Here is a 21,807-nt window from a genome sequence, read left to right as displayed (position 1 = left end):
GGCTGAAGGATAGTGTTAATACCGTTTTGTGCCGTTTTTACGGCTTAACTTCTGAATAAATAGTGATCATGAATATATATCAACTGCTACAACAAAAATTCCGTGATGCCATTGTGGCAATTGGTGCCCCGGCTGACTCTCCGGCACCGCTAAGCCGCAGTACGCGTCCAGAGTTCGGTGAATATCAGTTTAATGGGGCAATGGCGCTGTCTAAAGTGTTGTCTCAGAAACCCCGTGACATAGCGGACAAAATTGTTGCTAGTGTCGAGTTGGAGGGGATTGCAGATAAATTGGAAGTGGCAGGTCCCGGATTTATTAATATTCATTTGGCTCCCGCGTGGTTGGCTGCACAGCTAGAAGCAGCTGCAGATTCTGAGCGTTTGGCGATTGAGCCTGAAACGCCGCAAACAATAGTAGTGGATTATTCATCGCCCAATCTGGCCAAAGAGATGCATGTGGGGCATTTGCGTACCACTATTATCGGTGACGCAGTAGTCAAAGCCTTGGAATTTATGGGCCACAATGTTATCCGTCAGAACCATATGGGCGATTGGGGAACTCAGTTTGGCATGCTGATTACTCATTTAAATGACAAACTGGCTGAAACGGGAGTCGCTGAAGCGGCCTTATCCGATTTGGAAGATTTTTATCGTGAAGCCAAAGTTCGCTTCGATAACGAAGAGGGATTTGCTGATCGCGCCAGAGAAAATGTGGTTAGATTGCAAAGTGGTGATCCAGAATGCGTGTCGTTATGGAAAACCTTTGTTGATATATCTATCACTCATAGTGAAGAGGTATACCGCAAGCTGAATGTCTCACTGACCCGCAAAGATATTATGGGCGAAAGCGCATATAACGACGATTTGGCCAATGTCGTCAAAGAGTTAAAAGACAAAGGTATTGCCGTTGAAGATCAGGGTGCCCAAGTGGTGTTTATTCAGGAACTGGCGGATAAAGAAGGCAATCCGGCGGTGTATATCGTGCAAAAAACCGGCGGTGGTTACCTGTATTCCACCACCGATTTAGCCGCCATGCGTTATCGCTCATTTACATTGCATGCAGATCGTAACCTTATTTTGACTGATGCTCGTCAGGCATTGCACTTTAAGCAAACTGAAATTGTTGGACGCAAAGCCGGTTTTATAAAACCCGAACAAAGTTACGAGCATTGCCCGTTTGGGATGATGTTGGGGGATGATGGCAAGCCGTTTAAAACCCGTACTGGTGGTACCGTTAAGTTAGTGGAATTACTGGATGAAGCCGTTGAACGTTCAGCGGTGTTGTTGGCCAATCGAGTGTCAGATTTGGATGATGAGCAGCGCAGTGAAATTGCCCGCAAGGTAGGGATTGGTGCGGTGAAATATGCTGACCTAAGTAAAAATCGCACCACTGACTATATGTTTAGCTGGGATTCGATGCTCAGCTTTGAAGGCAATACTGCACCTTACTTGCAATACGCTTATACCCGGGTGCAGAGCATTTTCCGTAAAGCCGGTATTGATGGCTCGCAATTTAGCGCACCCATTCAACTTATTGAGCCACAAGAGAAATTATTAGCCGTTAAGTTACTGCAATACATTGAAGCCATTAATCAGCTTACCGCTGATGCCACCCCTCACGTGCTATGCACTTACTTGTATGATTTGGCCAGCTTGTTTATGAGCTTCTATGAAGCCTGCCCTATCCTCAAAGATGGAATCGACAAGGAGATGAAAGACAGCCGGTTAACCCTCGCAGCATTGACTGCCAGAACCTTAAAGTCCGGACTTGAGCTCTTGGGTATCGACACCATGGAGAAGATGTAACGACTTGGTTCAATTCGTTTCTACTGGACTAAGGTGGTATTTGTGAGTCTTCGTCGGCATGTATTGTGGTTGATAGCCATGCTTTATGCCTGTTGTTCCTTGGGACAGACCCAAGATGACCAATTAAAAGTCGCAACGGGAAAAGATTATCCCCCTTTTATTAGTGAGCGGTTCCCTCAGGGGGGCTGGTCACAAGCGATCGTTGCAAAAGTCTTCGAGCACATGGGTCGTGATATAGCGGTTGATATATTGCCTTGGGATCGAGCATTAATGTGGGCCGGACAAAATCAGTATTTGGGAATTTATCCGTACGTTTATTCCGATGCTCGTGCGGCTCAATTTTTATATTCAGATCCAATTAATTATTTTCCCATCCGGCTTTATGTTACTAAAGCATCTGGCATTACTCGTTTAGAACAGTTAAACGGTGCCCGTTTTTGTTTGCCCTATGGCTACAATTTGGGCCATTCAGACGACAGTTTGTATAGTCAGCTCCATTGGAAGGTGAGTCATGCTGCTGATATTCAAGGCTGCCAATTGCAAGTGCAAAAAGGCTGGAGCGACGCCAGTTTGTTCAATGGTTATATGCAGTTAGATAGCATTGAAAATAACAATGTCGAGTTGGTCGTACTTGATCAAGATTTAGGTACGGTTGCTTTGCACTTTCTGATTGCAAAGTCCTACCCTGACGCATCGCAATGGATGCAAAAGTTTAATGTTGCATTAGCCGCTATCACCGCCTCAGGTGAAAGGGCTAAAATTGATCGGCACTTCAAACAAATCCTGTCCGAATTAAATTGATCACTCAGGGCAACTCATTGAGTTGGCTCTGCAGAAGATTGGGTTAATCTGCCATCGCGGTTTGTTCCCGCATTTTTGAAGGATGCACGCCAAACACACTTTTAAACTGTTTGGTAAAATAACTGTGATCATTAAAGCCACACTGGTAGGCAATTTCAGAAATGGGTAAGTCGGTTTCCACCACTTTTAAGCGCGCGCTTTCCAGTCGAACTTCATTAATAAATTGTGTTGGAGTTTTGCTTAAATACTTTTTAAAACGCCGCTCCAACGCACTCACGGATAAGTGGCATAATTCGGCTAAATCCTGAGTGCTAATGGTTTGGGCGTAATGCTGACGAATGTAATCGATAGGGACTTGTAACGCATCTATGGATGATTGGGCATGAGAAAATTTTTGGAAATGACGGGTAATACCGTAAGTACCAATAATATTTTGCTGTTCGTCAAAAAGGGGTCTTTTGGATGTTGAAAACCAGGCAAATTGTCCCTCATTGGTCATATTCATTTCCAGCCGGTCGGTTACCAGGTTGCCATGTAACAGGCTTTCATCATCACGCATATATTGTTTAGCCAGATGCGGCGGGAAAAAATCCAGATCGGTTTTACCATGGACTTCCTTGTGGGATTTTACCCCAGCATGCTCAAGATAAATGTTATTCGCATAAACAATACGCCCCTGAGTATCCTTTATCCAAAATAGTACATCGGGCATCAGTTCAAACACTTCAATAAGCTGTTTAATTTCCAATGACTGAAATTGTTGCTTCCAAAACGCTGACATAATGACGATTACCGGTTCAGATCAATACAGGTGCCTAAATATTCATAATTTGTAGGAATAATCATAGTTATTTTTTTCTTATCAGCTTATTGTTTTTTGTAAAGCAATTGTAAGATTCTGGTATTTGAACACAATATATAGCGCTAATACAGGTGTTTCAGGCAACCTTATTGGGTAATTAGCGGCAAAGCGTTATATAAAATAGGTGGTTAGTGTTAGGTGGTAATCGCTGAAATAGTTATAGCGATTAGCGAATTCTTTATACGCCCCGCAGATTGTTCACTTATACACTAATCTTATTGTTAACATTTTGTTGCTATGCAATAGCTAGTGCAGAACATGGTGTTTAACCAACAATAACTTAATGGGCAGCTAGTATCAGCATGCCCAAGGCAAATGATTGCGGGGCTGTAATATCTGTTGTTCCGTATGAGGAGAGTAAGCGATATGCAAAATAAATTTACCTTACCCATAGTTGTCGGTGCTGTATTTAGTCCATTCGTATTGGTAGCGGCTGAAATCCCTGATTGGCAAAAGGCGGAAATAACAGAAGTATGGGAGCCGGTGCCAGAAACCGTCACCTTTGATAAAAATAACATTCCTTCCGATGCCGTCATTTTATTTGACGGAACCTCTTTATCTAACTGGCAGAGTGTTAATGAAGGGGCGGCCAAGTGGCCTATTAATGATGGTGCGATGACGGTGTTGCCCGGTAGTGGCGATATTAAAACCAAACAAACCTTTTGTGATGTGCAATTGCATATCGAGTGGAAAATGCCCACTCAGGTCACCAATGACAAAGGTGAAGAGCTAACTGGTCAGGGGCGTAATAACAGTGGAGTGTTTTTCCAACAACGTTACGAGATCCAGGTGCTTGATTCATATCATAATAAAACCTATTCCAACGGTCAGGCCGGTTCTGTTTACAAGCAACATATTCCGTTGGTGAATGCCAGTAAAGCGCCAGGTGAATGGCAAAGCTATGACATCGTATTTAATGCCCCTGTGTTTAATGAAGCAGGCAGACTCAAGACGCCAGCATCGATAACGGCTTTTCATAACGGCGTGTTAGTACAAAATCATGTTGAAATTCAGGGGGTAACGGCATGGATTGGTGCACCTGTCTACACTGCTCATGGATGTGATTCGCTGCGTTTGCAAGATCACGGTAACCCGGTGAGTTTCCGCAATATTTGGCTAAGAGAATTGTAACTGTTTCGCAGTAGGGCCGAGCGGGAGTGAGTTATCCTGAGTCAGAATTTTTAATCTGGCTTCGGCCCATTCAATCGAAGATTCGTACAGTTGGGCGGCATTATGATCTGTGAGTTTAAGATCCGTTTTTAGTTTATCGAACTGCCGCCAGTCCGCTCGTTCAATACTTTCTATTAAATGTAACGCCATGCCCAGTAAACCCTGCTTTTGGGTTAATACCTCGTATAGCGGACCAGACAAACCGATATTTTTCAGAATATCTTCAATTGGGGCATCAAAAATGGCTTCGACCATCGATAGCATCCCGGCAAGAAACGCTTCGTCACTGTTGGGTGTCAGTCTTGTTGTTTGTGCCCAAAGCTCGCAAAACCTTGCCCGGGCTAAAGACGCTTTTATCACTTCTGTTAACCGGGCCGATGTGGCGTATGTGGTTAACATCAAATAGACAAATCGTCTTAACTCTTGCTCCCCAAGAAAGCTCACCGCGTGTTTTATCGACGAAATTGGGGTAGCACGAAAGAATAAGCTGGAATTAACGTAGCGTAGTAATTTTACTGATAACCTCGGATCCCCCTGACAGGCTTGAGCCACTTTATCCGCCCGTGCATCAGGTTTGGATATTTCTCTTAGGGCGTTGATCAGGGCTGCACTGGAATGACCCAAAAACCGGGATTTAACCATCTCCGGCTTACAAAAAAAGTAACCTTGAAAATAATTGAATCCAAGGGCTTTGGCTTGTTCAAATTGTGCGTGGGTTTCTACTTTTTCTGCCAATAATTTTAAATGCGGAAATTGTTGTAATCGATTACAACAATCAATTAATTTTTGTTGCGAATGTAGTGGCGTTTCTACCTTAACCATATATACGTAAGGCAAAAACACTTCCCATTCAGGTTTATGTTGATAGTCGTCTAATGCAATGCGGTAACCTAACTTATGCAGATTAAATACTGCCTCCAGCAACGTTGATGTAGGCTCGGAGTTCTCGAGAATTTCTACTACAATTCTGTTTTTGGGTAAGGTAAGGGGCAGCTCGTTAATAATCGCCTCTGCGGTAAAGTTGATAAACGCAGTCTGATGTTGCAGTAACGAATCCCAGTCCTGTAATGAGATAATTCCATCGATCATGCGACTGGTCGCGACATCTGAATCAATGCCGGGGTATACATTATGCTCGCTGTTTCTAAACAACAACTCGTAGGCAAATAAGCTCATGTTGGTATTTAAAATGGGCTGTCGCGCAACAAAGAAGTACATCTTCTATCCTTAACTGATGGCAAAACGATACTGCACAATGGCAATGAATGGTAAAGCGGCACCTTGGTAAGATGTCTCTCAACCCGACAAAAGGGGTCCGTGGCCTTGTGACAGCGCAATATACATAAGTATGTTTTACGATATAGATGAGGCTTTATACCTTGTTGTGATTTTTGATACCTAATACGAGGCTGAGAAAAATACCCGATTTTATGTTTTTGTCGCTGTTGCTTTGCTCAATGTTAGATTACAAACAGGGTGTAGAGCTGTATCAGTTTTTTTATAGAACAAAAATAGCAGCACAAAAGACGTGTTGATTGGTCAACACATCAGACCAGGTTGACCCCTGTTGGAGCCCAAAAGGAAGATCTGAACACGGTTTTGAGCGAAGCTGATTTTTCTTATCAATTAGTCCGAATTTAACTAGCAGAATCCCCTGTCAGCTGTATGAATTAGGACTAAAATCAGCTAGAATCCGGCTCCATTATTGTCCTAGAATTTTTAATTTTTATGTTTGAAATCAATCCACTGCAAAGCGCCATCAAAGATGTAAGACAACGCACCGATATTCTTCGGGGGTATCTTTGACTTTGATCAACGGCAAGAACGTTTAGAAGAAGTCAATCGCGAACTGGAAAGTGCCGAAGTTTGGAACGATCCGGAGTATGCACAGGCGTTAGGTAAAGAAAAAGTCGCCTTGGAAAAAGTCGTAGAAACCATTATGCAACTGGATAGTGGGGTGGACGATGTGGAAGGTTTGCTGGAATTGGCAATTGAGGCTGAAGATCAAGAAACCTTTGATGAAGCCAATGCTGAAGCGGCAGAATTAATTAAGAAGTTGGAAGAATTAGAGTTTCGCCGGATGTTTTCCGGTCCCAATGATGTTAACGATTGTTATCTGGACATTCAGTCTGGCTCAGGTGGTACTGAAGCCCAAGACTGGGCCAATATGCTGTTACGTATGTATTTACGTTGGGGTGAAGAACATGGCTTTAAGACGGAACTGATTGAAGTATCTGATGGTGATGTGGCCGGCATTAAAGGCGCTACCATCCGTTTCGGTGGCGAGTATGCCTTTGGCTGGTTACGCACCGAAACAGGCGTGCATAGATTAGTGCGTAAGTCCCCCTTCGATTCGGGAAATCGTCGCCACACCTCATTTTCTTCAGTTTTTGTCTATCCTGAAATTGACGATAATATTGAAATTGAAATTAACCCGGCTGATATCCGTATTGATACATACCGGGCTTCTGGCGCCGGTGGTCAGCACGTTAACCGGACTGACTCGGCGATTCGGATAACTCACTTGCCGACCAATATTGTGGTGCAGTGTCAAAATGACCGTTCTCAGCACAAAAACAAAGATCAGGCATTTAAACAGTTGAAAGCCAAGTTATATGAATTTGAGCTGCAAAAACAGAATGCCGAAAAACAGGCGATGGAAGACAGTAAGTCAGACATCGGCTGGGGTAGCCAAATACGTTCTTATGTGCTGGATGACTCGCGGATTAAAGACTTGCGTACTGGTGTGGAAACTCGTAATACTCAGGCCGTTCTTGACGGTGGATTAGATAAATTTATTGAAGCCAGTCTTAAATCTGGCCTGTAACTGATTGGAAATAGCGAAGCGATGACTGATATACAACAAGACGAAAATAAATTGATTGCCGAACGTCGTGGCAAACTGGACCATATTCGCAGCCATTGCAAAGCGAATGGTCATCCGAATGACTTCAACCGTGAGCATTACGCCGCGGATTTGCAAAAAGCTTTCGGTGAACGCGAAAAAGCCGATCTGGAAAACATGGCTAAAGTAGTCAGTGTTGCCGGACGAATTATGGCTAAACGTGGCCCTTTTCTGGTCTTGCAGGATATGTCTGGTCGTATTCAGTCTTATGCATCCAAAGAAGCACAGCAGATCATTAAAGAGCAATACGGCAGTCTGGATATTGGCGATATTATCGGTGTAACGGGAGAGTTGCATAAATCCGGTAAAGGCGATTTATACGTCAATATGGCTGAATTTAAATTGCTGACGAAGTCCTTGCGCCCACTGCCAGAAAAATTCCACGGTTTGTCCGATCAGGAAACCAAATATCGTCAGCGTTATGTGGATTTGATCACCAGCGAGCACACTCGTGAGACCTTCCGTATTCGTAGCAAAATTGTAGAAGGCATTCGCCAGTACCTCAGCACGCGTAACTTTATGGAAGTGGAAACGCCCATGTTGCAAGTGATCCCGGGCGGCGCCACGGCGGCACCTTTTACCACACACCATAACGCGCTGGATATTGATATGTATTTGCGTATCGCGCCAGAACTGTATTTAAAGCGTTTAGTAGTGGGTGGTTTTGAGCGGGTGTTCGAGATTAACCGTAACTTCCGCAATGAAGGTTTATCCACTCGTCATAATCCTGAATTTACTATGATCGAATTCTATCAGGCCTATGCCGATTACAATGACTTGATGGATTTAACCGAAGACATGTTACGCACACTGGCGTTGGATGTACTGGGTAGTACGGTAATCAAGAATACCGTCAAGGATGCAGATGGTAATGTTACCGAAGAAAAAGAATATGATTTTGGTCAACCCTTCGCTCGTTTAACCATGAATGAAGCCATTCTGAAATATTGGAAGGGCGCTAATGAAGTGGCGATTAACGATCCGGAAAATCATCTTGAAGAGCTTAAGGCAATGGCCAAAGAGCTGCATATCAAAGAGCCGGAAGTGGATGGGATCTGGGGTGCAGGTAAATACTTGTGCGAGATTTTTGAAGCCACCGCAGAAGAAAAACTCGACCAGCCAACCTTTATTACCGCTTATCCGTGGGAAGTGTCACCGCTGGCCCGTCGTAACGATGACAACTCTTTTGTGACCGATCGTTTCGAGTTCTTTGTTGGCGGACGCGAATTGGCTAATGGTTTCTCGGAATTAAATGATGCTGAAGATCAGGCTGCCCGTTTCCGTAAGCAGGTAGAAGAAAAAGATGCCGGTGATGAAGAAGCCATGCACTTTGATGAAGATTATATCCGTGCGCTGGAATACGGTTTACCACCGACAGCAGGAGAAGGTATTGGTATTGATCGTCTGGTCATGTTATTTACTGACAGTCCAACCATCAAGGATGTGATCCTGTTCCCCCATATGCGTCCGCAAGCGCAACCAGAATAATCATTAAGGCAGCCCTTGGGGATTATTCCCCGGGGTTGCCTTGCTGCTTCATCCTAACGTTAAGCACATAGAGTCAACTAGCACCTGTCATTCCAAGCATAACTTGTCCCTAGACAACCATCGTTATCGCGTTAAACGCGAAATCAGCTCATTGCCATAAGAGTCTGATTAAACTGCCCCGGTATACTCACACCATCGTAAAACATCCGTTAGCCAATACAGCCAATTTGGCATGTAGGCCGTAATCCAATATTCAACGCCGAAATTGTCATACTAAAAACCGATATTACGCTAGCCCTTTTCTGCTCGAAAGTTTTAATATCGTTAACATAAAATTAACGTTCTCGGTAAGATTGAGGGCAAATTTTAACGCATTCAAATCTGAAAAGGTGACTATCCATGGCTGAGTTAGACAAGGTTCAAGTTGATACGCACTCAACATCCCGCCGTCAGATACTTAAACAATTGGCGATTGGCGCAACGGGCGTCGGGCTTATGGGGCACTCGGCAGCCATCATGGCCAGTGACCCGGAACCGGGCTCCAAAGCAAAAAATAATAACCCGTTAAAAGGAAATATTCATCATTCAGTCGCCCGCTGGACTTACGGCGACTTGAGTATCAGTGAATTGTGTCAGGTGGCCAACGAGTTAGGTTTTTCTGCCATCGACCTGGTTGGTCCGGAAGACTGGCCAACACTAAAACAGTATGGCATTCACTCTTCGATGTGTAATGGCGCGGAACTCAATTTGACCGATGGTTGGGGCGATAAACAGTTCCATGCTGCTCTTATCGAGCGCTATCACCGTCATATCGATTTGGTAGCCGATGCGGGCTACACCAATCTAATCTGTTTTAGCGGCAACAAACGGGGTATCGATCCACAAGTGGGTTTGGACAACGCCGTGCAAGGTTTGCAGCAAATATTACCTCACGCAGAAAAGCGCGGTGTTGTGCTGCAGATGGAATTGTTTAATAGCAAGGTTGATCATCCGGATTACTTCGCGGACAACTCGGCTTGGGGAATTGCATTGTGCAAGCGATTGGGTTCTGCCAACTTTAAGTTGCTTTACGATATTTATCACATGCAGATAAGTGAAGGCGACATCATCCGCACCATTACCGACAATCACCAGTATTTTGGTCACTATCACACAGCTGGTGTGCCCGGCCGCCATGAAATTGATGACAGTCAGGAACTATTTTATCCGGCAATTGCGCGGGCCATATTGAGTACCGGATTTAGCGGTTATTTAGCTCAGGAATTTATTCCCGTAGCGGAAAGCAGGGTAGCAAAAATTGAATCGCTGAAACGGGCGATTCAGATTTGTGATGTCTAAAGACGTAAACATTTAGAAAAAGTATTAAAAGAGAAATTTATGGCAAATAATAATTATGATGCAATCGTTGTTGGTTCTGGCATCAGCGGCGGTTGGGCAGCCAAAGAGCTGGCCGAGAAAGGCCTAAAAGTACTGATGCTGGAGCGTGGTCGCAATATTGAACATATTAAGGACTACACCAACGCTCACCTTGAAGCCTGGGACTATCCTCACCGTGGTTTAGCAACCGAGAAAATGAAGGCCGAATTCCCCAAGTTAGCCAGGGAATACACACTTAACGAACCCACTGCGGGGATGTGGGCGACGGACAAGGATCATCCCTATACCGAAGTAAAACGCTTTGACTGGTTCAGGGGTTACCATGTGGGAGGGCGATCTTTACTGTGGGGGCGTCAGAGTTATCGCTGGAATGCCGAAGATTTTATGGCCAACTTGAAAGACGGCATCGCAGTAGACTGGCCCATACGTTATGACGAACTTGCGCCCTGGTACGATTATGTTGAAAAGTTTGCCGGCATTGCGGGTACCCGTGAAGGGCTTGATGTGTTGCCCGATGGCCAATTTTTACCGCCGATCCCGCTAAATATTGTTGAAAAAGATGTCGCTAAACGCATAGCTAAAGTATACAAGGGCGCGCGCCATCTTATTCATAGCCGCACCGCCAATATCACTCAACCGATGCCGGAACAAAATCGGGTCGGTTGCCAATATCGCAACAAATGTTGGTTGGGTTGTCCTTTTGGTGGATATTTTAGTACCCAATCTTCTACGTTACCGGTGGCGATGAAAACCGGTAATTTGACGGTAAGACCCTATTCTATTGTGACGCAGGTGCTGTTCGATAAAAACAGCAAGAAAGCCAGCGGGGTTGAAGTGCTGGACGCAGAAACCAATCAAACCTATGTCTTTAACAGCAAAATTGTGTTCTTAAATGCTTCGACCCTGAATTCCACCTGGATTTTAATGAATTCGGCCACCGATATCTGGCAAGGCGGGCTAGGCTCCAGTTCCGGTGAGTTGGGCCACAATCTTATGGATCATCACTTGGCAGTGGGCGCGAGTGGTACCGTAGAAGGCTATGACGACAAATATTATTCGGGCAGGCGTCCTTGCGGGTTTTATATTCCACGATTCCGTAACTGGGGTGGTGATAAACGTGATTATGTCCGAGGGTTTGGCTATCAGGGCGCCGCTTCACGTTCAAGCTGGCAGCAAAACGTTGCCGAATTAGGCATTGGTGCAGATTTCAAGAACGCCTTGGCTGAGCCGGGTTCCTGGAATATCGGTATGGGAGGCTTTGGCGAAATATTGCCTGATCATCGTAATAAAGTGACTCTGGATAGCAGTGTTAAAGATAAGTGGGGCTTGCCGGTTTTATCGATGGACGCTGAGCTGCAGGAAAACGAAAAACGCATGCGTAAAGATATGAAGCAGGATGCAATGGATATACTTGAAGCCGCTGGGGTCAAAAACGTACATGGTTGGGATGGGGAATCGCCGCTAGGTAAAGGTATTCACGAAATGGGAACTGCCCGCATGGGGCGCGACCCAAAAACTTCGGTGCTTAATGCACACAATCAGGTATGGGATGCCCCTAATGTGTTTGTCACCGACGGAGCCTGTATGACTTCTGCGTCTTGCGTTAACCCCTCATTAACTTATATGGCATTGACGGCAAGAGCGGCAAATTACGCGGTTGAAGAACTTAAAAAGAGGAATCTATGATGGATAGACGCGACCTGCTTAAAATGATCACGGTAGCCACCGGGGCTGCCATGGTAGGGGGGAATGTCTTTGGCTATGAACTGAAAAGCCAGCTGACTTTGTCAGATACTATGTTCAGTCAGGATGATCTGATCCTGTTTAACGAGATTGCCGAAGTGATTTTACCTCGTACCGAGACCCCGGGGGCCAAAGACGCCAATGTCGGTTTGATGGCAATGATTTTGGCAAATGACTGTTACAACCCTGCTGCGCGTAAAAGCTTTGCTGAAGGTTTACGTGCTGTTGATGAACATGCGAAAGATGCCTACGGCAAACCCTTTTTGCTGTTGAGCCCAGAACAAAAAATCGAATTTGTGCAGGGCCTCGATTCACAGGCAAAAGCAGACAATAACAAACAGGACCTCTACTATATGTCGGTCAGACCTAACGGCGATCAGCCATTGCCGCATTATTTTACGATGATCAAACAATTAACCCTGTTCAGCTTTTTTACGTCCGAAGTGGGGGCGACTAAGGTGCTGCGTTATGACGCTATTCCCGGTAAATATGACGGCGCACTTGATTATAAAAAAGGCGACCGTGCTTGGGCTACATAAATAAGTCAGGTATTTTTAGCCATGAATAGATGAAGATTGGTCATAAACAAGCCGCTAAGTAACAACTAGCGGCTTTTTTGTGTGGGCGACATACAGATTTTTTCATTCGCAACAGTCTCCCTGAATTGAACCGGTTTCTGGTATTCAGGATCTGTTGTCAACTTCACATTTCAGCGACATTTTAGTCACATTAGCTTTGTTAACCTCTCAGCGATTCATCAATTATTTACGGTCGATTTTTGGAGGAAGCAATATGAGCAGGCAATTGAAGCAGGTATGGTGTTTAACGCTTAGAAGGACAACAATATGAACAGGAAAGTCAGACAAGTATCGTGGTTGGCGCTGTGGGCGCTTCTAGTTGGCTTTCCACTTCTTGCCCATGCAGCAGAGTCGCCCGGTGCGCTAACATTCATCGTCAAAGATCAGAATACTGAGCGGCCACTTTCAAATGTGCAGATCACGCTCAAGGAACGGGAAACTTCTTCTACACAAACGATAGAAACCAATGAACAGGGGCGGATTGTCGTTGAACAGCTCGATCCCGGTCTCTATTCTGTGAGCCTGACCAAAATTGGTTTTGCTTCATTGTATGAGCCGAGCATACGCGTGGTGACACGCAAGAATATCAAGATAGAATTCGAATTGAGAGAACACACCATTGAGGTAGTGGAGGTTCGGGCGCAACAATCTGAACTATCTGCCTCAGGTTCCAGCACCTATTTCGATAGAGAAGCATTGCGAAGCGCCGTCGGTGGTGGTGCAGATCCGCTGCTCTCGTTGGACGGATTGCCTGGCCTGGCATCCGCCAGTGAATTTGCCAGCTTTAGTGTGCGTGGCCGTGGTCCAAGGGATAACTTGTTATTGGTTGATGGTTTTCCCTTTGATAAAGCCGTGCACTTTGATGCGACACTGGGTGAAGAGGAGGATGTAGGTGGTGGTGGCCGTTTCTCGATTTTCGCGCCGAACGTTATTAGTGGAGCAGAGTTTTCACCGGGTGGGTGGGGGCCCGCTTATGGTGGTCGTGCAGCATCGTTACTCAAACTGGACGTCGCCAATGGCAATCCCAGTCCATCAGCAAGTTTCCGCTACGACCTTGCAGGTTATGAAGTGGGTTATGACGGTCCTATGGGTGCCACTGAAGATGCCACCATGCTGGTGTCTGCGCGGCGGCTGGACTTCGGCAAGTTGTTTGAAACCATTGAAGAGCTGGACATTGGCGAGCCGGTGTTACGAGATGTTATCGTAAAGTCAGTCATACCTATCAATCAGGAGCACACCTTTGAAGTGCTGCTGATGGATACCCATGAGGACTACACCCGCGGCGTCACTCACGTTTTTGCGTCGCCCAATTTCGAAGATGTTGCGCTGCAGGATGAAGAACAAGATAGTGATTTGTATGGTTTGACATTACGTTCATTGATCGGTGAAGCAGCGGTCTGGACCAATAAGGTTTACTACCGCAAAAGTGACAAGGTAAGCTCAGAAGGGGAAGCCTTCCCTGATTTGGTACCAGCAGGATCGCCTGCATCCAGTTTTCCGGTGCGGGAAAACATCATTACCATCGGTGAAAATGAAACGGAAATCGGCTGGCGAAGCGACTTTGAAACGCTGAATCAATGGGGTACGTTCAGTGCCGGTGCTCGGGTTACGCAAATTGAACTGGACTACAACACTGTTCTGGATGGCGATTGGAACCGATTTGTCTATGATGACGATGATTTCAGACCAGACTCTGAGCAGCGTTTTATTGTGTTGACGCCCGAGAGTATCAATTCGTCAGTGCGTCAGAAAGAAACGAACTATGCTGGCTATGTAGATCAAGTGTTTGAATTCGGTGACTGGGATGTTGGCACAGGCTTACGGCTCGAACGGGATGGTTTTGCTGACGAAAGCTTCGCATCGCCCAGATTTAGCGTTAACTGGCAACCGGGTAAAACGGTTAGATATTTTGCCACCGCAGGGATGTTTCATCAGTCGCCACGGTATTTAGAACTTGCCGCTAATGAATCAAATTCCCTTAAAACCGAAAAAATCACCCATAGTAGTATCGGTTTAAAATATTTCCCGAACAACAATTGGTCAGTGTTAACGGAAGCCTATTATCAAAAACTCGACAATCTCGTGGTCGACCTTGACCGAGCAAGGGGAACCTTTGCCAACATTGGTGATGGCTCGTCGTACGGTGTCGATATCGTCATCAACGGTACGATCTTCGAAGGTCTTTACGCTACTGCAACCTATTCTTACAATGATGCAGTAGTCGACCGCAAAGACGGTCGCGGTGATGTAGCTGCTGAATTCAGTCGCGAGCACGTCGCTACCCTGGGGCTAACCTGGGAAATTAGCGATCATTGGAAGGTCGCCGGGCGCTACAAATATCTTTCCGGCAGACCAGATGATGAGTTTATTATTCACTCAGACGTATTGGGACCGGGGCAGCCGCTACGCTATTCGAAACAGATCACTGAGCGTAATGTTGGTCGTAAAAGCAGTGCCGGCTTGTTGAACGTTCGCGTTGACTATCGGCGCGCATTTGGTCCTGTAGATGTAACCGCTTTTCTAGACGTCATCAATATAACGGCAGCATCGTCGAGCGACGATACCGAGTTTGATTATCGCCGAGGCGTTGAAGTGGAAGACGAGAGCGAAGCCGAGCCACTGATTGGTCTGCGATTGGACTATGCGTGGTAAATGGGTCTCTGTTAAGGGGAATAGTATATGGTATTGGCGCTTGATACGACACCAGTTAGAGTATTGATTGTTGAAGACAATCGCGATATTTGCGAGAACATTGCCGCTTATCTGGAAAAGCATAGCTATATACTTGATTTCGCCTATGACGGTATTAGCGCGATGCACCTGGCGTTGACGAATCCGTTCGATGTGATTGTTCTGGACTTGATGCTGCCGGGAATGGACGGCCTGAGTTTTTGCAAAAAGCTGCGCACCGACGCCAAAGTAGAAACGCCGGTGCTAATGCTAACGGCGAGAGACACCCTTGACGATAAACTTAAGGGGTTTGCGGCGGGAGCCGATGATTATTTGATCAAGCCATTCGCATTACAGGAATTACATGCGCGCCTGCAGGCGTTGTATAAACGCAGTCATGGAAAAACCGCCAAGCTGTTAACGTTTGGCGAGCTGACGCTCAACCAATCTACACTGCAAGTGCATCGCGCGGGGCGGCGAATAGATCTCAACCCTACTAGTATGAAACTACTACAACGATTGATGGAAGAGGCGCCGTCTGTTGTGACGCGCGATACTCTCGAAACCTTATTGTGGGCTGACGAGCTTCCCGATGGAGATGCGCTTCGCTCGCATATGTACAAACTGCGGCAGGCTATCGATAAACCCTTTGATAGCCCACTCATTCATACGGTGCATCGCATTGGCTACCGAATTGCAGAGGATGCTGAGTAATGTATCGACATAGTTTACGCAAGCGTGTCGCCATTGCATTTGCGATGTGTGTTGCAGTACTCAGCTTAGCCTGGGGATTCGCGTTCTTTGCTGCAATCAGGTTGACCGAAGACCACGTGCTACAGCGTCAGCTAGAGCATGCCGCCAAAAGTTATCCCTCTATGCCGATGAGTATTCGTGAATACGATGAGGTTGCCAGCTTGCCGGAATCACTGAGGGAATGGGCGCAGACTAACCCAGAACTGGGACTATACGAATTCAGTTCCGAAGAGTTGCATGTGGCGGTAATACCCGGCGGTAATGAGCAGCAACACGCCTTTGTGGTGTTCGACGTTGCCGGGATTGAGGCTGCATCGTCAGAGGATTGGTGGTGGTTGCTGGTTATCGTCGTTGCTGTGGGGACGCTGGGTTCGCTGGGTTTCGGGCTCGGAATTGTTGTGATGCGCAGAGCTATTGCCCCTGTGGCTCAGCTCGCTAAGACAGTCGAGGATATCGACCTGGAACAGTTATCGGAAGAAGATTATAAACGCGTAGGATCCAACCGCTTCGGCGATGATGAGGTTGGCTTGCTCGCTGAAACTATTGAAAAGACACTTGAGCGAATCAGCGCATTTGTTGCTAGAGAGCGATATTTTACCGATTCAGCCAGCCATGAGTTACGCACACCGATCACAGTGATCATAGGTGCGCTTGAGTTGCTGGAGCACAGTGAACTGTCAGTAACCGATGTGAAGGCGCTGGATCGAGTGAGGCGTGCAACCCTCGACATGAAAACCACGATTGAAATGTTCTTGTGCCTCGCTCGTGAAACCGATGACGGCTTGTATGACGAGCAGTTTTTAGTGATGCCGTTGGTGAGCAACGCGATCGATCAGCAACACTACCTGCTGAAAGGCAAGATGGTCGATGTTGATATCGAGCAACTCGCTAACCCCAAAGTCTGCGGACATCCACAGGCTTTTTCGATCGTGGTCAACAACCTGGTGCGAAATGCATTCGAGCACACGCTTAACGGACAGGGACCGATTACGATTATCATCAAAGAGCGCGAGCTATTCGTCACCAATCAGGTCAGCAGTGACCCTGATGAGCGGCACATGCCAACCGAGGTATCGTCGTCTCACGGCTATGGTCTGGGGCTTGGGATAGTTCAACGGTTGTGTGAGCGCAATGGTTGGTCGTTTTTGCTGCACGCTGATGAGGCCTGTGTCGCCACCCGTCTTTCGTGGTGACGTCGGCAGACCACGTCACTATTTAATACAAATCAATGAGGTGGATGTGCGGAGGAAAACGAACTATTCCACTTCAATTCGCAAAATATGTGAGAATTTGCATCATCTTAACAATCAGTTAATCACGCGGCTGCTATTGGCTCAAAGCATCAGGTGAGAGCTGTTATACACTGTTGTTCAACGATGTCAGGTTAAGTGATAATGTTCTATAAGCTATAACGATTTGATTTCGCTATTATATTGGTGACACTTTAAAATAGCGTATATTGATGTCTGGATAGATCACGGTAGTCAGCATACCTTTCAATATTTCGTGATTATTTTTGTTCCGGATGAGTTAAAAAATCGAACCACCAATTATTGTTCTGTTTATTCCCCATCAAGCCTGTGTTTATGGAGTTTTATCTCGTTGAATGTACTTAGTGCCACCTTTGAATCGGTTAATCAATTATTTTGGCAACATCCTTGGGCTCAGCTAATAGGGATTGTTGCTTTACTGATTGGTGCGAGTGCCTTTTTACAGCATGACGACCACAAATTACGTCGAAACTTGACCCTGTATACAGTGTTAATGGGGATTCAATTTGTCATGCTGGATCTGTGGTCAGCCGCCTTTACCGCTTGGTTAAGTAGTCTGCGCACTTATATTTCGACCCGTACGCGTAATTTATATGTGATGAGTGGTTTTTTGATGCTTGTGTGGGCGGTTACCATTCCTAATGTAACCGAGGTGGTGCATGTTTTACCTATTATCGGTACGACATTAGGTACATGGGCGATGTTTCGAGAGCAGGGATTACGTATGCGTATGTTAATGCTGATTGGTAGCGTTTGCTGGTTTAGCCATAATTTTATTGTGGGCTCGATTGGTGGCGCCATCATTGAAGGGGCATTTGTGATTATTAACAGTCGCACCATGCTGAAACTATTCCGTTTGCAGCAAGCAGCTCAAAACAGTCAATAACAAAATACCCCGTTGTGGGATATATGAGCCGCTTTTAGCGTGCGACTCGACGCTTGTTACTGGTAGCTACTTATTTAGTTGCTGCCATCAAAATAATTGGCCACCCGTTCAGGCCATTCGGGAGCGTTAATCCGTTTTAGCAGTGATGTGTTTATCGATTCACGAATAGGACTGCCATTGGGGAGGGCAAAAACATAATCCTGACGTGCCAGTGTGATAGGCAGGACTTGCAGTTTTCCCGCATAGTGTTGATTAATGGTCCAGCGCAGTAGTGGTGCATCGTAAACCACCGCATCAATTTTACCATCGGCTAATTGTTGTAGTGACTCATCCAAATTAGCCGCGTCATCGAATTTGATTTTACGGTTCTTTAACCAACTGGCGCTGGTGCTGCCGGTGACGCTGGCAATATGCATTCCTACTAAATCTTCGGTGTTGCTCAGTTGACTATTGAGTTGACCAACCGTTAACGCGCTGGTGATGGATGCGGTAAAGAATGACACAATAATTAACGCTGTCAGCATCCATATCATGCCCAACACTCGACCCGCGATAGTGCGAGGGGCTACATCTCCATAACCGACGGTGGTCATGGTGACCATAGCCCACCAAAACCCGGAAAATAATCCGTTGGCACGGCTACCGCCAAATTGCTCCGGATTGTGCTTGTGTTCGAAAAACCAGGCGATAAAACCCACTCCCAGTAGCACAATCACCAGCAGACTAATGACTTTTAAAAAGGCCGGAGAGGCCAAGGCGGATAAAACCGCTAACCACCCTGAGGACCATTCGCTGCGTACCGCAACGGACAAGCCGGAACTGGTAATAGTATGGGTAAAATCCATGCGCTGTGCTCTATCTGCCGTGGCGGTGATGGCACCTAAGCCTGCATCAATCTGACCATTGCTGGTGGCATCGAGTAACCCTTCGAGATCATATTGTTGAAAACGATAATCCCAGCCTTGTTCTGCGGCAATCTCTTTCCACAAATCAATGGCCAAACCGCTATAGTTGTTACCATCAATCTTGGCAAAGGGTGGGGCTGCCTTAACACCAATAACGAGTGTTGTTGCTTGAGGTGACGTGTTGGTGGTTGCATCAGTCGCAACAGATTGAGCATGTATCAGACCTGATGCACCAAGCAGAGTCAGGGTTAATAACCAGTGAGTCAGCAATGTTTTTATCGTCATAGGAGATCCTGTCAATGGCGTATTTATATCCATGTTAACGTAATCCCTTTAGTGCTGCACGGTTTGGACTTTATCTCTTATTCATTCCACAATTTAGCTTATTCTGGTTAAATGCTGGAACTAGTTGGGCTGGCCAGTGCCTTAGTCAAGCTAGCAGGAACTTTGCTCTTCACATTTGCTTTTGTCACCTAATACGGAGTTTTTTATGTCATTTTCACAGTATTCAGCAACTATTCCTTTATTGATCAGCGGGTTGAAGAACCTCAAAGGGATACTTGCAAAAGCACAGCAGTTTGCTGATGCCAAAAAAGTTAATCCACAAACCATTGTGGCCAGTCGTTTAGCCGTGGATATGTTGCCATTGAGTAAACAGGTGCAAATCGCCTGTGATACCGCTAAAGGCTGTGGCGCGCGTCTTTCGGATACCGATATGCCAAAGTTCGAAGATAATGAAACAACCTTGGATGAGCTTCAGTTGCGGATTGACCGTACGTTAGCGTTTCTTGATACACTTAACCCGGAAGGGTTTGAAGGTAGTGAAGATAAAGCCATTGTACTGGCATTCCCCAGTGTGACTTTAAACTTTTCTGGTCAGGATTATGTGACCCAATTTGTTCTGCCGAATTTTTATTTCCATCTCACCACAGCCTATGCCATTTTGCGTCATCTTGGTGTGGAATTAGGCAAAGGCGATTACTTAGGTCGAGTGGGGGGCTGAAAAAGTTAATCACTCAAATAAATCGCGCCACATGAGAGTGGCGCGAACAAGAGCAAAACGCTGTCACTAGCTTTTAATGCTGATGACCACACCCGCCAGCAGAATGGACATGCCCGTGGGATAATTCTTCTGCGGTGGCTTCACGCACATCCAAAATTTCAATTTCAAAATTAAGGGTTAATCCGGAAAGTGGGTGATTACCATCAACGACCACTTCGTCTTCTGTGACGTCAATCACTGATACTGACTGTTCGCCATCATCCGTGCCTGCGCGAAATTGCATGCCGACTTCGACATCCATTCCTTCAAACATGCTTTTAGGGACAACTTGTACTAGTTGATCATGACGTTGACCATAGGCTTTTTCAGGCTCAACACTTAATGCAAAACTGTCACCTGCTTGCTTGCCTTCAACCGCTTCTTCCAACCCTTGAATCATATAACGCGTGCCTTGAATGTACATCATTGGCTCGCCTTTGCGCGATGAATCGATTTGTACTCCGTCTTCAGAACTGACGGTAAAATGCATGGTAACTACACTGTTTTGAGATATTTTCATTATGTTCCTTTAGTTTTCGATGGAATAGGGTAGGGGTTGTACGGTGAAGAGTGCCTCTTCTTGCTCTTTACTGCGTAACACTGCCCCTACTTGCGTATCATTGGCTAATACGGCGAGTAACCAAGTTTGATTGTTTACTGTAGCACAACTGATGACGGTACCGCCTCTTCGCCAATTTTGTTCAATTTGTAGCTCTAATATATCACCTGCGGTTAGAGAGTGTGCTTGTTCTGACTTGAGAATAAAAGTCGCTCGTTTGTTTTTGCCTAAATATTTAGTCCGGGCCACCACTTCTTGCCCCATATAACAGCCTTTACTAAAACTGATAGCATTGAGGGCCTGCATATTGAGCATCTGTGGCACAAATTGGTTACTGGTTTGTGGAGCGATATGCGCTAACCCGGCCTGAATGTCCTGCCATTGCCAAGTTTGAGCATCAGTTGTGCTGCTAACGGCATTGCTGAAATCATCTGCATGTTGATTGTTGAGCATGACTAACCAACGTGGCTCGGGAGTGGTTAAACAGAGCGCGACACCGTGCTGATTAGCGACGGTTGCTAAATGTTGGGTCGGTAATTCAGCAAAAGTAGCGTTAATTAAGGCTTGAATGGCTTCGCCGCTTCCACCAAATAACTGATATTGGCTAGATTGATCTTCGATGTCTGTCTTGGAAAATACCGCGTATTTCTTCAGCTCAGGCAGTGAGCCAGCAATACCGCCTTTATCGCTGATTAAAAATAGCTGTTGTTGCCATTTAATGGCATAAAAAATATTCCAGGTTTTACCTTTAAAGTCACAATGGCAACCGATACTGGCTTGCTGTTCGGTTAATTGTGTGATGTCAGCGGTGACTTGGCCTTGCAGATAACTAATATGTTCTTCACCAGTTAGATTGATGACGCCAAGATGATTAAGTTGTTGGATAAATTCAGACATAAAACCAATGATATTTGGATTAACAATAAAAACAATATTGGGGCAAATTACGCAGAGGCAAGTGAAGTTTTCGCTGGATCAGGATAATTCTTAAA

General features: G+C 45.8%; 18 protein-coding genes. 13 read left to right on the top strand and 5 right to left on the bottom strand.

What is annotated here, in order from left to right; all coding sequences use genetic code 11:
* The first annotated feature begins 68 nt into the window (after window positions 1-68).
* Both argS and ACTD55_RS10315 read left to right on the top strand, forming a co-directional pair.
* The gene (gene argS / locus ACTD55_RS10320; RefSeq protein WP_438864252.1) at window positions 69-1,805 is read left to right on the top strand and encodes an arginine--tRNA ligase; all 1,737 of its coding nucleotides are present in this window, start codon (window positions 69-71) and stop codon (window positions 1,803-1,805) included.
* 42 nt (window positions 1,806-1,847) lie between these two features.
* Entirely contained in the window at window positions 1,848-2,606 is a 759-nt protein-coding gene (locus ACTD55_RS10315; protein ID WP_438864251.1) for a substrate-binding periplasmic protein, read from the top strand.
* A 43-nt stretch (window positions 2,607-2,649) separates the two neighbouring features.
* Here ACTD55_RS10315 and ACTD55_RS10310 read toward each other — a convergent pair whose 3' ends face one another.
* Window positions 2,650-3,387, bottom strand: coding sequence for a helix-turn-helix domain-containing protein (locus ACTD55_RS10310; RefSeq protein WP_438864250.1), 738 nt, complete (start codon window positions 3,385-3,387; stop codon window positions 2,650-2,652).
* A 447-nt stretch (window positions 3,388-3,834) separates the two neighbouring features.
* Between ACTD55_RS10310 and ACTD55_RS10305 the strand changes: the two genes are divergently transcribed.
* The gene (locus ACTD55_RS10305; RefSeq protein ID WP_438864249.1) at window positions 3,835-4,599 is read left to right on the top strand and encodes a 3-keto-disaccharide hydrolase; all 765 of its coding nucleotides are present in this window, start codon (window positions 3,835-3,837) and stop codon (window positions 4,597-4,599) included.
* Here the strand turns inward: ACTD55_RS10305 and ACTD55_RS10300 are convergent.
* Window positions 4,585-5,856, bottom strand: coding sequence for an EAL and HDOD domain-containing protein (locus tag ACTD55_RS10300; RefSeq protein ID WP_438864248.1), 1,272 nt, complete (start codon window positions 5,854-5,856; stop codon window positions 4,585-4,587). The two genes, ACTD55_RS10305 and ACTD55_RS10300, sit on opposite strands and share 15 nt — an antisense overlap.
* Before the next feature lie 510 nt (window positions 5,857-6,366).
* On the opposite strand from ACTD55_RS10300, the gene prfB reads away from it, so the two are divergent.
* The 9 genes from prfB to ACTD55_RS10255 all read left to right on the top strand — a co-directional run bounded on the left by prfB (window position 6,367) and on the right by ACTD55_RS10255 (window position 18,309).
* Window positions 6,367-7,465 (top strand): peptide chain release factor 2 gene (gene prfB, locus ACTD55_RS10295; protein WP_438864247.1). Its coding sequence is split into 2 segments (ribosomal slippage): window positions 6,367-6,441 and window positions 6,443-7,465, totalling 1,098 coding nucleotides; the frame shifts between segments, so codons are not numbered across the junction.
* A 21-nt stretch (window positions 7,466-7,486) separates the two neighbouring features.
* Complete coding sequence (gene lysS / locus ACTD55_RS10290) at window positions 7,487-9,031, top strand: lysine--tRNA ligase (protein ID WP_438864246.1); 1,545 nt, start codon at window positions 7,487-7,489, stop codon at window positions 9,029-9,031.
* 399 nt (window positions 9,032-9,430) lie between these two features.
* Window positions 9,431-10,369, top strand: a complete 939-nt coding sequence (locus ACTD55_RS10285) for a hydroxypyruvate isomerase family protein (protein ID WP_438864245.1) — start codon at window positions 9,431-9,433, stop codon at window positions 10,367-10,369.
* Window positions 10,370-10,408: 39 nt separating this feature from the next.
* The gene (locus ACTD55_RS10280) at window positions 10,409-12,094 is read left to right on the top strand and encodes a GMC oxidoreductase (protein ID WP_438864244.1); all 1,686 of its coding nucleotides are present in this window, start codon (window positions 10,409-10,411) and stop codon (window positions 12,092-12,094) included.
* Window positions 12,091-12,690 carry a gluconate 2-dehydrogenase subunit 3 family protein gene (locus ACTD55_RS10275; protein WP_438864243.1) on the top strand — a complete coding sequence of 200 codons (600 nt, stop codon included), beginning with the start codon at window positions 12,091-12,093 and terminating at the stop codon, window positions 12,688-12,690. The genes ACTD55_RS10280 and ACTD55_RS10275 overlap by 4 nt, the downstream gene beginning before the upstream one ends.
* 306 nt (window positions 12,691-12,996) lie before the next feature.
* Entirely contained in the window at window positions 12,997-15,381 is a 2,385-nt protein-coding gene (locus ACTD55_RS10270) for a TonB-dependent receptor (protein ID WP_438864242.1), read from the top strand.
* Window positions 15,382-15,408: 27 nt separating this feature from the next.
* Window positions 15,409-16,113 (top strand): response regulator transcription factor, encoded by a 705-nt coding sequence (locus ACTD55_RS10265; protein ID WP_438864241.1) that lies wholly within the window; start codon window positions 15,409-15,411, stop codon window positions 16,111-16,113.
* Entirely contained in the window at window positions 16,113-17,345 is a 1,233-nt protein-coding gene (locus ACTD55_RS10260) for a sensor histidine kinase (protein WP_438864240.1), read from the top strand. Before ACTD55_RS10265 ends, ACTD55_RS10260 begins: the two co-directional genes overlap by 1 nt.
* Before the next feature lie 409 nt (window positions 17,346-17,754).
* Complete coding sequence (locus ACTD55_RS10255; RefSeq protein ID WP_438864239.1) at window positions 17,755-18,309, top strand: YgjV family protein; 555 nt, start codon at window positions 17,755-17,757, stop codon at window positions 18,307-18,309.
* 74 nt (window positions 18,310-18,383) lie between these two features.
* On the opposite strand, the gene ACTD55_RS10250 is transcribed toward ACTD55_RS10255, so the two are convergent.
* Complete coding sequence (locus tag ACTD55_RS10250) at window positions 18,384-19,499, bottom strand: transporter substrate-binding domain-containing protein (protein WP_438864238.1); 1,116 nt, start codon at window positions 19,497-19,499, stop codon at window positions 18,384-18,386.
* 205 nt (window positions 19,500-19,704) lie between these two features.
* Here ACTD55_RS10250 and ACTD55_RS10245 point away from each other — a divergent pair, with 205 nt between their 5' ends.
* Entirely contained in the window at window positions 19,705-20,217 is a 513-nt protein-coding gene (locus tag ACTD55_RS10245) for a DUF1993 domain-containing protein (protein ID WP_438864237.1), read from the top strand.
* Window positions 20,218-20,290: 73 nt separating this feature from the next.
* On the opposite strand, the gene ACTD55_RS10240 is transcribed toward ACTD55_RS10245, so the two are convergent.
* A complete protein-coding gene (locus tag ACTD55_RS10240; RefSeq protein ID WP_438864236.1) occupies window positions 20,291-20,776 on the bottom strand; it encodes an FKBP-type peptidyl-prolyl cis-trans isomerase in 486 nt (161 codons plus the stop codon).
* Between the two features lie 9 nt (window positions 20,777-20,785).
* Window positions 20,786-21,712 (bottom strand): tRNA-modifying protein YgfZ, encoded by a 927-nt coding sequence (gene ygfZ, locus ACTD55_RS10235; RefSeq protein WP_438864235.1) that lies wholly within the window; start codon window positions 21,710-21,712, stop codon window positions 20,786-20,788.
* Window positions 21,713-21,807 lie beyond the last annotated feature (95 nt).

It is taken from the genome of Neptunicella sp. (genome assembly GCF_048268085.1).
Lineage (GTDB): Bacteria > Pseudomonadota > Gammaproteobacteria > Enterobacterales > Alteromonadaceae > Neptunicella.
Note: the sequence above shows the minus strand (reverse complement) of the source record. Positions and strands in the feature narration are given on the sequence as shown.

Excerpts from the sequence above, each read along its gene's own strand:
- ACTD55_RS10310 (WP_438864250.1), bottom strand. The coding sequence starts at position 3,387 with ATGTCAGCGTTTTGGAAGCAACAATTTCAGTCATTGGAAATTAAACAG.
- ACTD55_RS10265 (WP_438864241.1), top strand. The coding sequence starts at position 15,409 with ATGGTATTGGCGCTTGATACGACACCAGTTAGAGTATTGATTGTTGAA.
- ACTD55_RS10275 (WP_438864243.1), top strand. The coding sequence starts at position 12,091 with ATGATGGATAGACGCGACCTGCTTAAAATGATCACGGTAGCCACCGGG.
- ACTD55_RS10250 (WP_438864238.1), bottom strand. The coding sequence starts at position 19,499 with ATGACGATAAAAACATTGCTGACTCACTGGTTATTAACCCTGACTCTG.
- ACTD55_RS10240 (WP_438864236.1), bottom strand. The coding sequence starts at position 20,776 with ATGAAAATATCTCAAAACAGTGTAGTTACCATGCATTTTACCGTCAGT.
- ACTD55_RS10305 (WP_438864249.1), top strand. The coding sequence starts at position 3,835 with ATGCAAAATAAATTTACCTTACCCATAGTTGTCGGTGCTGTATTTAGT.
- lysS (WP_438864246.1), top strand. The coding sequence starts at position 7,487 with ATGACTGATATACAACAAGACGAAAATAAATTGATTGCCGAACGTCGT.
- ACTD55_RS10285 (WP_438864245.1), top strand. The coding sequence starts at position 9,431 with ATGGCTGAGTTAGACAAGGTTCAAGTTGATACGCACTCAACATCCCGC.
- ACTD55_RS10260 (WP_438864240.1), top strand. The coding sequence starts at position 16,113 with ATGTATCGACATAGTTTACGCAAGCGTGTCGCCATTGCATTTGCGATG.
- ACTD55_RS10280 (WP_438864244.1), top strand. The coding sequence starts at position 10,409 with ATGGCAAATAATAATTATGATGCAATCGTTGTTGGTTCTGGCATCAGC.
- argS (WP_438864252.1), top strand. The coding sequence starts at position 69 with ATGAATATATATCAACTGCTACAACAAAAATTCCGTGATGCCATTGTG.
- ACTD55_RS10270 (WP_438864242.1), top strand. The coding sequence starts at position 12,997 with ATGAACAGGAAAGTCAGACAAGTATCGTGGTTGGCGCTGTGGGCGCTT.
- ACTD55_RS10245 (WP_438864237.1), top strand. The coding sequence starts at position 19,705 with ATGTCATTTTCACAGTATTCAGCAACTATTCCTTTATTGATCAGCGGG.
- ACTD55_RS10300 (WP_438864248.1), bottom strand. The coding sequence starts at position 5,856 with ATGTACTTCTTTGTTGCGCGACAGCCCATTTTAAATACCAACATGAGC.
- ygfZ (WP_438864235.1), bottom strand. The coding sequence starts at position 21,712 with ATGTCTGAATTTATCCAACAACTTAATCATCTTGGCGTCATCAATCTA.